A 14,796-nucleotide genomic window follows, 5' to 3' on the forward strand; every position below is an offset into this window, starting at 1 on the left:
CAGAACCGGTAAATGGCTTCCATGATAACTGTCCAGAGCTGAATGAAACATGCCATTGAAGAGGCAGGCGAATGGGGCTATCTACTGGAATGAAAGCGGATATCGAAAGCGCGTTAAAGGCAGGCATGGAGGCGGGGCGAGCAGCGCATGGAGGTAAGAACGCTGATTATATCCCCTATCTAGCCTCTGTTGATCCTGAGCTGTTTTCACTTGCCATCATAACGGCAGATGGCCAAGCCTATACCGAAGGGGATTGCGACTACGCGTTTGCAATTGAGTCGATCTCAAAAGTATTTACGTTGGCGATGGTCATGGAGAATATCGGCCCTGACGCTGTTCGCGATAAAATTGGAGATAGCCCAACGGGACTGCCCTTCAATTCCATCATCGCACTGGAGTTAAATAACGACAAGCCGCTCTCTCCGCTTGTCAATGCTGGCGCTATAGCGACGGTAAGCCTTGTGCCAGGGGAGAGTGCAGACGAATGCTTTGAAACTATTCTCCAGTGCCAGCGTGAATTTGCGGGACGAGATCTTGCCATGAGTGCCGAGATTAATGCGTCTGAGCAGTCTACCAACGCCCATAATCGGGCTATCGCATGGCTGCTTGAAAGCGCTGGTGCGTGTTATAGCGACCCGGTACGCACTGTCGATGTCTATACACGGCAATGCTCTACCCTGATTAATTGCAAGGATCTTGCCACGATGGGAGCAACGCTTGTTGCAGGTGGTATTAATCCGTTAACCAAGCGACAGGTCATGGATGCGCGTTATGTCCATTATATATTGGCTGAAATGATGATGGAGGGACTTTACACGGCTTCTGGAGACTGGGCTTATGAGGTAGGCTTGCCCGCGAAGAGTGGTGTTGGTGGGGGGATTCTCGCTGTCATGCCGGGGCAGCTCGCGATAGCCGCTTTTTCTCCTCGCTTGGATGAGGCTGGCAATAGCATTCGTGGTCAGGCCGCTGTCAAGGTTGCTGCGGCATCGCTGGGTCTCAATCTCTTCAAGGCTCCTTGCTAGTAAATGCCTTGAAGAAAGAAGGTTACTGTTCATGGCAATAAAGGGGCGGCCACTACCTGAACGGTCTTTTATCCCTATTGCTATAAAGGGAGTCTTGTGCAGATAAAGCGGTAGTAGGCTGATTGTGATACCTTGTCAGCACTAAAAAATGCTGCATGAGTTAGTTGCAATTTATGGATGTCAATCAGCGAATTATTTCCCGCTTAGCCGACGAGCTAGGTGTGCGTACCCAGCAAGTAGCGGCTACGGTAGAGCTCTTGGATGGCGGTGCCACCGTGCCGTTTATTGCCCGTTACCGTAAAGAAATTACCGGGGCATTAGATGATACCCAACTGCGTCAGTTGGATGAGCGGTTGCGCTATCTGCGCGAGCTTGAAGAGCGCCGTGCCGCTGTCCTGGAAGCCATTGATGAGCAGGGCAAGTTGGATGCATCGCTCAAGGCGAGCATAGACGCGGCAGAAACCAAGCAACGCCTTGAAGATCTCTATTTACCCTTTAAGAAAAAACGCCGCACAAAGGCACAAATCGCGCGTGAAGCGGGGCTTGAGCCGTTGGCGGATGCGCTGTTGGCGAACCCCGCGCTTGACCCTGAAGCGGAAGCAGCCGGCTACCTGCGACCGGCAGAGGGTGATATTCCCGCCGTTGAAGATGCCAAAGCGGCGCTGGACGGCGCTAAACAAATCCTGATGGAGCGCTTTGCCGAAGACCCCGAGCTAATCGGTCGGTTGCGCGAGCGCCTCTGGCAAGAGGGTGAGCTGAGTGCCCGTGTGCTGGAGGGCAAGCAGCAAGAAGGCGCTAAGTTTGCGGATTACTTCGAGCACGATGAAAAGCTTGCCAAAGTGCCTTCACACCGTGCGCTTGCCATGTTCCGGGGCCGCAATGAAGGCGTGCTGAGCCTCGCTATTCGCTTGCCTGGTGAAGATGATGCGCCTATTCATCCCGCCCAGGTGGCCATTGCCAAACACGTCGGCATTAGCGATGAGGGCCGCGCTGCTGATAAATGGTTGGGCGAGGTGGTTCGTTGGACATGGCGAGTGAAACTCTACACAGCGCTGGAAACCGAGCTGCTGGGGCGTTTGCGCGAGCAGGCTGAGCAAACTGCCATTGAAGTATTTGCCGCCAATCTGAAAGACCTGCTGCTGGCCGCACCCGCTGGGCAAAAAATTACCCTGGCGCTTGATCCTGGTTTGCGTACCGGTTGCAAGGTGGCGGTCATTGACGCAACCGGGCAGTTTATCGACCAGGCGACTATTTACCCGCATGCGCCACAAAACCGCTGGGATGAGTCGCTCAACGTACTGGCTAAGCTCGTTAAGCAGCATGGCGTTCAACTGGTTGCTGTTGGGAACGGCACCGCCAGCCGTGAAACCGACAAGCTGGCAGGGGAGCTACTGAAAGCATTGGCGCCTGAGTATCGGGTCAGCAAAGTGATGGTATCGGAAGCCGGGGCGTCTGTTTACTCCGCTTCGGAATATGCTTCTCGTGAGCTGCCGGATCTTGATGTAACAATACGCGGCGCGGTGTCGATTGCTCGCCGCTTGCAAGACCCGCTGGCTGAGCTGGTTAAAATTGAGCCCAAGTCGATTGGCGTAGGCCAGTATCAGCATGACGTTTCTCAGGTACAGCTATCGCGTAGCCTGGAGGCTGTCATTGAAGATTGTGTTAACGCCGTGGGAGTTGACCTTAATACGGCGTCAAGCGCGTTGCTCTCACGAGTGGCAGGCCTAAGTGCTGCGATAGCTGAGAATATCGTGGCCCAGCGTAACAGCCTTGGTGCGTTTAAAAGCCGTAAAGCACTGCTGGACGTTAGCCGCCTGGGCCCCAAAACCTTTGAGCAGTGCGCAGGCTTTTTGCGTATCAGCAATGCGGATAACCCGTTGGATGCAAGCGCCGTTCACCCGGAAGCCTATACCCTGGTTGAGCGCATCGCTAAACAGAGTGGCCGTGATGTTAAAGGCTTGATTGGCGATAGCGCTGCGCTGAAAGCGTTAAAGCCCGCTGATTTTGCCGATGAGCGCTTTGGTGTGCCCACGGTCAGCGACATTCTGAGCGAGCTTGATAAGCCGGGCCGTGACCCACGGCCTGAATTTAAAGCTGCAGAATTCCGTGAGGGCGTGGAAACGCTCAAGGATTTGAAGCTGGGTATGGTACTGGAGGGCACCGTGACGAACGTAACGCCCTTTGGTGCGTTTGTAGATATTGGCGTCCATCAGGATGGTCTGGTACATATCTCTGCACTGTCTGATCGCTTTATTGATGACCCACGTAGCGTAGTTAAAGCGGGTGATATTGTGTCGGTAAAAGTGATGAGCGTGGATATTGCACGTAAGCGGGTGGGGCTTTCCATGCGCCTGAATGATGAGCCGGAACGCGAGCAAGAGCGCGCGTCATCAGCCGTTAATAAAGGGTCGCAAAAGCCACCACGTAGCCAACGACCTGCCAGTAAGAGCACGGAAACTTCGGCGCCAATGGGGGCGCTGGGGGCGGCATTGCTGAAAGCCAAGCAGGGCAAGTAGACGCATACGTTGAACGCTTATGTAACTTGAAGGTTTGCGTGGCTTGAAAATACGTGTCTTGAAAATACATGTCTTGAAAATATTAGGGCTGCCGCCATATCCTGCCTTTTATGATTGATGGATATGCTGGCGATGCCACCTGATTTCACCAGGGCTCGTCAAAAAACGAGCCTTACTGACAAGGAGTGTTCACCTTGCCTGAACCACTCACTGTGCCATCTTCGCTGACCTCCCAGGTTGAGCGATTGTTGCCCAGCGCGCGCTTGGGCCGCATGGGACGCTTACGCCGCGGGCTGGAAAAAGAAGGACTGCGGGTTGATGCAAACGGCCATATTGCGCAAACCCCGCACCCAAGTGCTTTGGGTTCCAAGCTAACGCACCCGCATATCACCACTGATTATTCAGAAGCGTTGATTGAATACATTACCCCGGTGTATTCGCAGCCGCGTGAAGCCTTGGCCTTTTTATCGGATCTGCACACCTTTACCTATCAGCACCTTGACCAGGAGTGGGTCTGGCCGGGGAGTATGCCGTCACGGCTTTCAGGTAATGACAGCGTGCCCATTGCGGATTACGGCTCTTCCAACGTTGGCACCATGAAGCACGTCTACCGTAAAGGGCTGGACGTACGTTATGGGCGGATCATGCAAGCAATTGCTGGCGTACACTACAACGTCTCGTTACCTGATGATATGTGGCACGCGCTGCGCGAGCTGGAAGGTGCGAATAATATCCCGTTTAACGACTATCGTTCGACGCGCTATTTTGGCCTTATCCGTAATTTTCGACGTCATAGCTGGCTGCTGCTTTATCTGTTTGGCGCTTCGCCTGCGGTAGATAAAAGCTTTTTGCCTAACGGCAACGTGCCAGAAAAGTTGAAGCCACTCAACGACGATACGTTTTATGCACCGTTCGCTACAACGCTGCGTATGTCGGATCTAGGCTATCAAAACAAGGTCCAGGCTCAGCTTAAAATCTGCTTTAACTCGCTATCCAACTATGTGAACACGTTGCGCCATGCAATCTCAACGCCGTGGCCGGATTACGAAAAACTCGGCGTTAATGTAGAGGGTAACTGGCAGCAGTTGAATGCCAATATTCTCCAGATAGAGAACGAGTACTACAGCGATATTCGCCCCAAGCGCGTCGCCAAGCATAACGAAACGCCTAGCCAAGCGCTTGAAGCGCGCGGTGTTGAGTATATTGAAGTGCGCTGTTTGGACCTGAATCCCTTTGACCCGCTGGGTGTCACCGAGACGCAGATGCGCTTTGTCGACACTTTCCTTATGTGGTGTTTACTCAGCGATAGCCCGTGGATTTCTGATGATGAGTGCGACCGCTTGGACGATAACCGTCGTTGGGTGGTGGAGCGCGGCCGTGACCCAGAATTAACACTGATTCGTAATGGCCAGACCACCTCGGTTAGTGAGTGGGGCGAGCAGATTTTTGCAGAATTGCGCGAAGTCGCCCGCCTGCTGGATGCTGTGGAAGACAATGCGCCTCACGCGGCAGCACTCAATGAGCTGGCCCCGCGTTTGCAAGATCCTTCGCTGACGCCCTCGGCTCAGCTGTTGGCGCTTATGAAAGAGGGCAATGGTTCGTTAAGTGATACGCTGCTTGGGCTGGCCAAGGAGCAGAGCGAAAAGCTTAAAAATACACCCATGCTACGCTCACGCGAAGCCTTGCTTGATCAGTTGATTGAGACCTCGCATCAGCAGCAGAAAGATATAGAAGCGGCAGACCAGGAGAGTTTTGCTGACTTCCTCGATACGTACTTTACCAAGGCGCGTGAATCGCGCGCGTTGTCTGCGTTACTACTTGAGGAGAGGCAATGAAGCCCACAGCACTTCGCCCCGTGGCCCTTGCAGGCTTGGCATTTTGTGTCTTGATGATGGCCGTCGCGCTTGGTCTTGAGCATATTGTGGGTCTTGAACCCTGCCCGTTGTGCATTTTTCAGCGCGTAGCGGTCATTGCTGCAGGTGTGATCTTTGCGGTTGCGGCTATCCACAACCCAAACGGCTGTGTGGGGAAAGGCATTTACGGTGTGTTGGGGTTGATAGCGGTAGCCACCGGCGCGTTTATTGCCGGTCGCCATGTGTGGCTGCAAACCCTCCCGGCTGACGAGGTACCGTCCTGTGGCCCAGGTCTTGGCTACATGATGGATATCCTGCCCATGCAGGATGTCGTTGCCATGGTGTTGACTGGCTCTGGAGAGTGCGCCGAGATTGACGTTACCTTTATGGGGGCTTCTCTGCCTGCCTGGACATTCCTCGGCTTTGTTATCCTGGCGCTTGTACCTCTGCGGATATTGTGGCTAGCTATCAAGCGATAGATGGCTGTTTGTGCGGCCAGCGTTTTGGCTGGCCGTTAGCATCAAGGAAACGGCCCCTAACAGAATTGACAGAGAAAGGCGGAAGCGCGAGCCTTACTCTGTTGTAGGTGGCTATTAGCAAGGAGAAACCCATGCTCGAAGATTGCAAAAATGCCCAAGAGCGCTGGGGAGGCGTTCATGGCTTGATTGACCGCTGGCTGGAGCAGCGCCGCACGCTTTTGGCGAGTTTTATCGAGCTAAAGGAAGCCTGCGACACTGAACTAGAAGCCGTTAGCAAAGAGCGCATTGATACCTTTAGCCAAATGCTCATGGATTATATTAGCGCGGGGCATTTTGAGATTTACCCCCAGCTCGCGGAAGAAGCGAAAGCCTTTGATGATGAGAGCGCGCTGCACATCGCATCACGGCTGCTGGAACGCCTTGAGATGTCTACGCAAATGGTGCTTGAGTTCGACCAGGATTACGAGTCACCTGTGCGTTGCCAGCAGCATTTGGTGCGCCTACCCGCCTGGATTGACCGCTTGGCAAAAGGCCTCACTGAGCGTTTTGCGCTAGAAGATCAGCTCATTGCCCGCTTGCACGCCGCCAATACCCCCAGCTAAGCCTTTCCTCTTCATTGCTTGTTGTTTAGCGCCAGATAAAAGCACCCTTGAAGGTGCTTTTTGTCGAATTTTATTCCGGCTAATCTTCCCAAGCGCCCTGGTTTAATGGGGCGATACTTGCTGCTTGGTTGAGGCTTCCTAATACTGTTTCTTTTTATGAAGGGGGCGTTTATGTAAGTTGATTTGATAATAAATAAGCTATAGTTTGCCTGAAGTGTGGTTTAACTATTAATAAGATGAGGAAGAGTAGTATGCGACGTTTTTCCAAGCCTTGTTTAGCAGGTTTTTGCCTATCGGCGATCAGTATTGCTCTCGCGCCCACAGTGGCCGCATGTACCTCCCTTCTTTATAGCGACGCAAATGATAAATTTTATGCGGGCCGCACCATGGAACTGCCCATGGAGCTACCTTATAAAGTGTCCTACTTTCCAGCAGGCACTAGCTTTGGCTCGCAGGCTGATAAACATCACGTGCTGGACTTTACCGGCCAAAACGCCTTTGTTGCCGTTACGGTGCCGGACCCCGTATCAAAAGATTTAAAAGTAGCTGAAGGCGTTAACGACAAGGGATTGACGTTTGGCTTGCTGGCGTATGCCAGCACCGAAGGCCCCGCCGATATGGTTAACAATACGCAGGCGGTGCTGGCAGCTATCGACCTCGGCGCTTGGGCGCTTTCTCAGTTTTCTACCGTTGACGAAGTAAAGCAGGCGTTAGAAGAGCAACCTGTTATGGTGACGTCGCTACTGCCGATGGGCGTGCTGGATACGCCGTTTCACTACACGTTGCACGATGCCACGGGTAAATCCATCGTGATTGAGTTTGCCAATCACGAGCAGAATGTTATCGACAACCCGCTAGGGGTTATGACCAACGGGCCAGAATTTTCCTGGCACATGACCAACCTGAATAACTACACGTTTTTAAGTAACATTGACCAATCAAAGCTTGAGCTGAGTGGGGTAAAACTTGCTCAGCCTGACTCAGGAATTGCGACGGCCGGGCTGCCTGCGTCGAATACTTCAGTTGGGCGCTTTGTGCGCGCTATTTACTATTCCCAGTTTGCTGAAAAAGCGGAAGATGCAGACAGCGCCATCACGACGCTTGCCCATGTCATGAATAACTTTGACCGACCGCGCGGTATTACTATCGACAATCGGTTCCGCGATTCAATTGAAAATATTGCGGCGCCCGGTGTTAACAATGACCGTGTGTACACCTCGGAGTACACCTCCTGGACGTCACTGATTGACCTTCAGCAGCGGACGCTTCACCTGCGCTCTTACGATAGCCTTAACTACATTCATTTCGATCTGGATGAGCTAACGGATATTGATGAGATCCGTCATGTTGAACTCAAGGACGTGGTTCATGGCCCGCAAGACGCCACGCTGGCCTTGAGTCAATAAGCCAGGTTTACAGGGCCGACGTTTACAGAGCTGGTGTTTATAGGGCCAGTGTTTATAAGAGAAAGGGGGCCGCTCAAACGGTCCCCTGTGTTCGTCTGGCTGCTACGGCTTGTGGCGGTGTAGTTTGCCACCCAGCACCAGCATACAGGGCGTCAGCAGAAGGGTGAGGGCGGTCGCGAAGGTAAGCCCGCCGGCAATGGCGCTCGACATCTGTGTCCACCACTGCGCTGAAGGGGCGTTGAACCCAAGTGACGGTGCGAACAGGTTGACGTTCATGCCCAGTACCATCGGCATCAAACCCAGCACTGTGGTGATTGCCGTTAACAGCACCGGGCGAAGCCGCAAACAGCCTGCTTCCAATGCGGCCTCGGCCGGTGCCATCCCTTCAAGACGTAACTCATTATAGGTGTCGATTAGTACGATATTGTTATTCACCACGATACCGGCCAGCGCAATAACCCCCATGCCGACCATCACAATGCCAAAGGCCTGACCCGTGATCAGCAGCCCTATCAATATTCCGGCTGTCGAGAAGACGATGGCCGAAAGCACTAGAATCGCTTGGTAGAAGCTGTTGAATTGAGTCACCAGGATCAGCGACATCAGCCCAATAGCGACAAAGAACGCACTGATCAAGAACTGCATCGCCTCCAGTTGGTCCTCCTGTTCACCGGCCACATTCACCATCAAATCATCGGGCAGCTTGTCTTGCGCTTCCTGAAACAGTGCCCTTAAACGTTCATCTGCCAGGTACCCCGGCGCCAAATCAGCTTCGACGGTAATGGCTCGGCGCCCATTAATACGATTAAGCGTGCCTACTTTAGGTGCCGGAGTAATCTCCACGAAGTGAGAAATAGGCACTTGCCCGCGCGGTGTGTTTATCGTCATGCGGCCGAGCTGGTCGAGTGAGCGCCAACCTTCCGGTAACCGAATCCGAATATCGACCTCATCACTAACGTCAGGCGGCCGGTAGCTGGCCACCTGTAAGCCGTTGGTAAGCAGTTGCACCGCACTGCCAATGGTCGTGATATCAGTACCCATGCGCGCGGCCGCTTCCCGGTCCACATTGATCCGCCACTCCACGCCTGGCAGGCTACGGTTATCCTGAATGGCAACGAAGCCCCCTAGCTCATGCATGATGGCTTGTAACTGGTCCACCCCTGCATCGGCAACGGCTGGATTCATGGCGCTGACTTCCAGAACGATAGGCTTTCCGCCTCCTGGCCCCATCTCCTGCTCCTGAAACTCCAGGCGAATACCGGGAATGTCGCTGGCGCGTTCGGCCATGTCGGCCAAAATTTCTCGAGAAGGGCGGCGTTCATACCAATCAATAAACTGAAACTGGAGTACGCCGATAACATCGTTCCCCAGTTGCTCGTTGGGAACGGCAAACGAACGCGCATAGAGCGCCTGTACTTCGCTCATCCCTGATAGCCGTGCCTCCACGCGCTGAACAATGGCATCCGCCTCTAGAGCAGAGAAGTCGCCACGGGCGCGTACCAACACCTGGGCACTGTCCGGCTCAACGTTGGGGAAGAAGTCGACCCCGTGATTGAGGCGCCCGTAGGCTGTGTAAATTAATGCCAGCAGCAGCACGGCAATGATAAGTACCCAGCCAGGGCGAGCCAGCAGGCGGGAAAGTAAGCGCCGGTAGGCGCGGCCCAGCCGAGTGCTTTGGTCGGGGCGAACTCCGCCCTGCGCTGGCTTGGTGGCCGTGCGGGTAAACAGTCGCCCAAGCGTGGGTAAGAAAATCAGCGCCATGGCCAGCGACGCCAGTAAACAGAGAATAACGGTTGCAGGCAGATACTTCATAAACTGACCGACCATGCCGGGCCAAAACAGCAGGGGGATAAACACCGCAAGTGTCGTGGCGGTAGAGGCGATCACCGGCCAGCTCATACGTGAGGCAGCGTTCAGCCATGCCTGGTGGGGCGATTGCCCCTCGCGCAGATGACGATCAGCCAGCTCGCTCACCACAATCGCCCCATCTACCAGCATGCCCGCTACCAGAATCAAGGCGAAGAGCACCACAATGTTGAGCGTGAACCCAAACGCCCAGACCAGAAGAATACCGGTTAAAAAGGCGCCAGGAATAGTCAGACCCACCAGAAGCGCCATGCGCAAACCCATCACGGCGACCACCACGATGAGCACCAGTACTACGGCGGTCAGTACGTTATTGAGAAGCTCTGAGAGCATATCCTCAACCGTGACCGATTGGTCGAGAATGGTGGTGATATTTAACTGCTCGGGCAGCAGATCACTTGCCTGGTCGAGTGTCTCGCGCACCGCAGCAATGGTGGCAATAATGTTGGCACCAGCGCGTTTGGATATTTCCAGTACTACGGCGGGCTGGTCATCAATGCGCGCAAAGCCTGCGGGGTCTTTAAAGGTGGGGTGAATCCAGGCGACGTCGCCAAAGGTAACAACGCGGTCCTCATCCACCTTCACCGGCATGTTCATAACATCTTCAAGCGACTCGATAACGCCGGGCACCTTCAGCGCCATACGCCCTGCGCCAGTATCCAGGCTACCCGCCGCTACCAGCCGGTTGTTATTGGAGACGATATTAAACAGCTCGTTGAAATCGATGCCGTAACTCTCCAGCACCAGTGGGTCGACCACGATCTCCAGCAAGTCCTCCTGCTCACCACCAATATCCACTTCCAGCACATCAGCGATGCCTTCAATCTCCTCCTTTAAGCGGCGCGCCACGGTAATCCGTTCCCGGGTATCCAGCTGCCCCGAAAGGCCAATGCTGAGTACCGGAAACTCTGACACATTGACTTCCATAACCCGCGGTTCATCCGCTTCGGAAGGTAAGTCGCTGCGGGCGATATCAACGCGGTCACGAACGTCGGAAAGCGCCGTGTCAGGGTCAAAGCCTGGGTCAAACTCCAATGAAATAGAGGCGTGGCCTTCGTTGGATTGGGCCGTGAACTTGCGCAGTCCTGCAATGCCGCGCAGTTCCTGCTCCATAGGACGAATCAGCAGGCGCTCACCATCCTCCGGGCTCACACCCTCCAGCGTTAGCGAAACGTAAATCAGCGGAATCGTAACGTCGGGGTTGGCTTCCTTGGGAATGACCTGCCAGGCAACCACGCCTGCCAGCAGCAGGCTAACCAGCAGAAACAGCGTGGTGCGCGTATGGTGAAGCGCGGCATCAATTAACTGGCGCATTAGCGGGCCTCGGATGCAGCGTCAACAGAAACAGGCTCGACAATCTCGCCGGCATTCACCAGGCCAGCGCCTAGCGTGATTAAGCGCACCTGATCGGGCAGCCCACTGACATAGGCACTTTCAATCGTCGCGCTAACCAGTTCTACCGGCGTCTCAATCACTTCGTTATCGGCATTGATATGCTTGATAGTCAACTGATTTTCATGGCCAAGAGACAGCAGAGCAGGCGAGAGGCTGTGTACAGAGCGGGGCGGCAGGGTAATCGTAAGCTCCGCGCTACCGCCGGACATGGGCAGCTGCAAAGGGTTATCCAACGTCGCTTCGACATAGAACGTACGCGTCGCTTCATTGGCTCGGCGGCTAATAAAGCTTAGCTCGCCCTCAAGATGAGCGCCATTGAGCAAGCGAGCCGTAACGGGCAGGCCAACGGCCAGGTCACCCACTTGTTGCTGAGACACCCAGGCGGTGCCGGTTAAACGGCTATCATCTACCAGTCGCCCCCACTCTTCGCCGGGTTGAACGAGATCACCCAATTCAACCTCAATACGGTCCAGCGTGCCGCTAAATGGGGCTTGGGGGCGTGAGTCGACAAGCTGTTTTTCAAGCTGAGCGACTTGCGCTGCACTCGCGCTTAACGAGGCTTGTAAACGCAGCAGTTCGGGCTGGGAAATAAGCTGACGATCACGCAAATTCTGGGCGCCGGAGTATTCGGCTTGGGAGAGCGAAAGTTCATCGCGGGCTTGCTGTAAGCGTTCCGGCAGGGCGTCGTTATCCAGCACAAGTAGCGTATCCCCGGCCTCAACAGGGCTCCCTTGGGCAATAGGTTTTTCAACGACAAACCCACCGACGTTGGCGCGCAGGGTGACCTCACGCTCGGCGGTTAGCTGGCCTTGAACCATTTGCTGAGGGATGTAGGGCACGCTGTCGAGTGTCATCACTTCAACGCGCGGACCGCTTGCGGAGCTACTTTGTGCCTCGGGAGGCGCGGATTGAAAGCGCTGGAAATCGCCCAGCACTAACCAAATGACCAGACCCAATACCAGTAAGCTGGCCAGCATATAAGAAGAGGGAAGTTTGCGCATAAAGGGGGATCTATCCCTGGCAACTGTGTGCAACGACACACGAACAAGAAAAAAGGTGCAGCGATACAATAGCGCAACCAACGGCTTGCAGCGAGTGATTGGCAGGCCCAATGAAGGCAAAGTCACCGTATGGATGATTGAGTTTTTGCATGACTGCGCATAACATCTTGGCATCTTGAGTTCTGTCGACCCATTTGAAGGCGAACCAACCAAGGAGCAATGATGAAAGATCCAGTACGTATTGCGATTACCGGCGGTGCCGGCCAGATCAGTTACTCTCTTATTTTCCGCATCGCCGCTGGCGATATGCTGGGGCCGGATCAGCCTGTCATTCTTCAGCTGCTCGAAATTCCGCAAGCAATGGACGCGCTGAACGGCGTAGTAATGGAAGTCAACGACTGCGCCTTCCCGCTGGTACAAGACATTGTTGCCACTGACGATGCCAACGTTGCATTTAAAGATGCTGACTTCGCCCTGTTAGTCGGCGCGCGCCCGCGTGGCCCGGGTATGGAGCGTAAAGATCTGCTGGAAGCCAACGCCGCGATCTTCTCTGTACAAGGTAAAGCGCTGAACGATCACGCTAGCCGTGACGTTAAAGTGCTGGTGGTGGGTAACCCGGCCAACACCAACGCGTTGATTGCTTCGTGCAACGCGCCGGACCTGGACAAAGGCCAGTTCACTGCCATGACGCGTCTGGACCATAACCGCGCCCTGACGCAGCTGGCCCAGAAAACCGGCAAGCACGTGACCGACGTTGAAAACATGATCATCTGGGGCAACCACAGCGCGACCCAGTACCCCGATATCGCTCAGTGCAAGGTTGACGGTAAAGCGGCGTTTGATCTGGTTGAGCGTGACTGGTACGAAAACGACTTTATCCCGACGGTACAGCAGCGCGGCGCGGCGATCATCAAAGCACGTGGCGCGTCTTCTGCCGCCTCCGCTGCCTCTTCAGCCATCGACCACATGCACGACTGGGCGCTGGGCTCCAAAGGTATCGTCAGCATGGCGATTCCGTCTGACGGTAGCTACGGCATCGCCGAAGGTATCATCTACTCCTACCCGGTGCGTTGCCAGGGCGGCAAGTATGAAATCGTTCAAGGCTTTGAGCTTGACGAATTCAGCCAAGAGAAGATGAAAGCAACCGAGAAAGAACTGCGTGAAGAGCGCGCAGCCGTTGAGCACCTGCTCGGCTAAACGCGCTTCTGATTCTGTTAGTAACAACAACCCCGCAAGCCCAGGCTTGCGGGGTTGTTGTTTTATAAGTAACGCTTATTATTTCTATAATATGGACAAGATACGATGATTTTAAAGTAAAGAGAAAGGTGCTTCGGATGAGCTTAATTACCCAAAAGCAGGCTGCAAGGACAAATAAGAAGGGCCAGTCGCCTGAGCAAGCGCTTCATCGGGAATGGGAGCGTATTGTCAAGCTGAAAGCGGGTAACGAACGGCTTGAGGATGATTTGAAAACCTTTGAAAAAGAATGCCTAGAGGTTATCGGGCCAGCAGAAGAGCAGGCGGCAGAGGCAATACTGGACCAAACCCGGCATTTAGGTACCTTTTTGTCGCGTAAATCATTAGCCCAGTGGCAACGCGCCGAGTTGATGGGCTGGATTGAAGAAAATCTAAACGATCTTCTGGCAAATCCTTTCTGTGATAGGCAAGTGCTTGAGGAGGTGCTTCAGCATATCGTTGATATGGATAACAGTAGGCTATCGCCGGAGCAGAGGCACGCGTATCAAAATAATAATGAAGATGGCATGAATGATGGTGCTCAGTATGCGCAAGAGGACTCAGAAGATATTGACAGTGAGAGCTTTGAGGCTTTGGAAGAGGAGCTTTTTGAAGAGTTCTTTCATCAGCAGCAAGAGCAGCAGCAAGAAAGAGAGCAGGAGCAAGAAGGTCAACAATCCTTGCAAGCGATGCTGGGAAAGTCATCTGTCAATATGATCTTTCGACGCTTAGCTCGCCTGCTGCATCCTGACCGAGAGTTGGATGCTGATCTTAAGCAGCTACGTGGCGAGCAGATGGGGCGAGCGACTCATGCAAGAGACAGCAACGATCTATTCACGCTGTTTTCAATGTATGAGGAGCATGTCGGCGAGTCACCCTTGGCTGACTTGGGGGATGATAAAAAGGTGCTAAAATTGCTGAAATCTTACTCGCGGACATTGCGGGAGCAGCGTGACGATATTATTAATGTTACTCCTATACGTGCGGGTTTTTATCAGCATTTTTATGATGCCAAACCAGAGATTAGAAAGCGTAAACTGCAGGAGTATTGCAAGAAGGCAAGAGATCAGGCGAAGCGAGAAAAAGAGATTACTCACTCCATTCGCAGTATTGCGACACTCAAGCCTCATCTGGAAGAACGCTATGACATGGGGATGTCTCAGTTTGCTGTCGAAAGCTTGCTAGCATCCTATTAGCGCGTTTTTTGATCTCGCGACGGTGTGCAACCATTTGGGGGGATTCTTGTAGCGCGTGGTAAGCGAAGCGCACCCGCAGCGGCGGCCCGGCGCGGGAGCAGCGCGCAGCGGTGCCGGGGTTGATTCTGTGCCTTTAGGCGTCGTACCGCCGCCATTCGCGGGTGCCTTGCCGCTCGTTCCTCACGGCGCGTTACCGCGCGCTACTATATGAGGCCATTTGGGGGGGA

10 protein-coding genes are annotated in these 14,796 nt (G+C 54.1%); 8 read left to right on the forward strand and 2 right to left on the reverse strand.

Annotated features, from left to right (window positions below):
* The first annotated feature begins 71 nt into the window (after positions 1–71).
* The 6 genes from glsA to ACT3TJ_RS17170 all read left to right on the forward strand — a co-directional run bounded on the left by glsA (position 72) and on the right by ACT3TJ_RS17170 (position 7,878).
* Positions 72–1,022, forward strand: coding sequence for a glutaminase A (glsA, locus tag ACT3TJ_RS17145; protein WP_444622700.1), 951 nt, complete (start codon positions 72–74; stop codon positions 1,020–1,022).
* Positions 1,023–1,195: 173 nt separating this feature from the next.
* Entirely contained in the window at positions 1,196–3,538 is a 2,343-nt protein-coding gene (locus ACT3TJ_RS17150) for a Tex family protein (protein ID WP_193055054.1), read from the forward strand.
* Between the two features lie 194 nt (positions 3,539–3,732).
* The gene (gene gshA, locus ACT3TJ_RS17155) at positions 3,733–5,373 is read left to right on the forward strand and encodes a glutamate--cysteine ligase (protein WP_444666072.1); all 1,641 of its coding nucleotides are present in this window, start codon (positions 3,733–3,735) and stop codon (positions 5,371–5,373) included.
* Positions 5,370–5,870 (forward strand): disulfide bond formation protein B, encoded by a 501-nt coding sequence (locus ACT3TJ_RS17160; protein ID WP_444666074.1) that lies wholly within the window; start codon positions 5,370–5,372, stop codon positions 5,868–5,870. The genes gshA and ACT3TJ_RS17160 overlap by 4 nt, the downstream gene beginning before the upstream one ends.
* A 131-nt stretch (positions 5,871–6,001) precedes the next feature.
* Complete coding sequence (gene rsd, locus ACT3TJ_RS17165) at positions 6,002–6,472, forward strand: sigma D regulator (protein WP_192527987.1); 471 nt, start codon at positions 6,002–6,004, stop codon at positions 6,470–6,472.
* Between the two features lie 251 nt (positions 6,473–6,723).
* Positions 6,724–7,878 (forward strand): linear amide C-N hydrolase, encoded by a 1,155-nt coding sequence (locus ACT3TJ_RS17170; RefSeq protein ID WP_193055058.1) that lies wholly within the window; start codon positions 6,724–6,726, stop codon positions 7,876–7,878.
* A 102-nt stretch (positions 7,879–7,980) separates the two neighbouring features.
* On the opposite strand, the gene ACT3TJ_RS17175 is transcribed toward ACT3TJ_RS17170, so the two are convergent.
* Both ACT3TJ_RS17175 and ACT3TJ_RS17180 read right to left on the reverse strand, forming a co-directional pair.
* On the reverse strand, positions 7,981–11,058 hold the full coding sequence (locus ACT3TJ_RS17175; protein WP_444666076.1) for an efflux RND transporter permease subunit: 3,078 nt from the start codon (positions 11,056–11,058) through the stop codon (positions 7,981–7,983).
* Positions 11,058–12,140 carry an efflux RND transporter periplasmic adaptor subunit gene (locus tag ACT3TJ_RS17180; RefSeq protein ID WP_444666078.1) on the reverse strand — a complete coding sequence of 361 codons (1,083 nt, stop codon included), beginning with the start codon at positions 12,138–12,140 and terminating at the stop codon, positions 11,058–11,060. Before ACT3TJ_RS17180 ends, ACT3TJ_RS17175 begins: the two co-directional genes overlap by 1 nt.
* A gap of 222 nt (positions 12,141–12,362) precedes the next feature.
* Between ACT3TJ_RS17180 and ACT3TJ_RS17185 the strand changes: the two genes are divergently transcribed.
* Positions 12,363–13,337, forward strand: a complete 975-nt coding sequence (locus ACT3TJ_RS17185) for a malate dehydrogenase (RefSeq protein WP_216657922.1) — start codon at positions 12,363–12,365, stop codon at positions 13,335–13,337.
* A gap of 137 nt (positions 13,338–13,474) precedes the next feature.
* On the forward strand, positions 13,475–14,569 hold the full coding sequence (locus tag ACT3TJ_RS17190; protein WP_193055062.1) for a hypothetical protein: 1,095 nt from the start codon (positions 13,475–13,477) through the stop codon (positions 14,567–14,569).
* Positions 14,570–14,796: the final 227 nt, after the last annotated feature.

It is taken from the genome of Halomonas sp. AOP30-A1-24 (assembly GCF_052378165.1).
GTDB lineage: Bacteria > Pseudomonadota > Gammaproteobacteria > Pseudomonadales > Halomonadaceae > Vreelandella > Vreelandella citrativorans.

What these genes read in the sequence shown, in the direction of transcription:
- ACT3TJ_RS17175 (WP_444666076.1), bottom strand. Translation starts at nt 11,058, where the DNA reads ATGCGCCAGTTAATTGATGCCGCGCTTCACCATACGCGCACCACGCTG.
- ACT3TJ_RS17190 (WP_193055062.1), top strand. Translation starts at nt 13,475, where the DNA reads ATGAGCTTAATTACCCAAAAGCAGGCTGCAAGGACAAATAAGAAGGGC.
- glsA (WP_444622700.1), top strand. Translation starts at nt 72, where the DNA reads ATGGGGCTATCTACTGGAATGAAAGCGGATATCGAAAGCGCGTTAAAG.
- ACT3TJ_RS17185 (WP_216657922.1), top strand. Translation starts at nt 12,363, where the DNA reads ATGAAAGATCCAGTACGTATTGCGATTACCGGCGGTGCCGGCCAGATC.
- ACT3TJ_RS17150 (WP_193055054.1), top strand. Translation starts at nt 1,196, where the DNA reads ATGGATGTCAATCAGCGAATTATTTCCCGCTTAGCCGACGAGCTAGGT.
- ACT3TJ_RS17160 (WP_444666074.1), top strand. Translation starts at nt 5,370, where the DNA reads ATGAAGCCCACAGCACTTCGCCCCGTGGCCCTTGCAGGCTTGGCATTT.
- rsd (WP_192527987.1), top strand. Translation starts at nt 6,002, where the DNA reads ATGCTCGAAGATTGCAAAAATGCCCAAGAGCGCTGGGGAGGCGTTCAT.
- ACT3TJ_RS17180 (WP_444666078.1), bottom strand. Translation starts at nt 12,140, where the DNA reads ATGCGCAAACTTCCCTCTTCTTATATGCTGGCCAGCTTACTGGTATTG.
- ACT3TJ_RS17170 (WP_193055058.1), top strand. Translation starts at nt 6,724, where the DNA reads ATGCGACGTTTTTCCAAGCCTTGTTTAGCAGGTTTTTGCCTATCGGCG.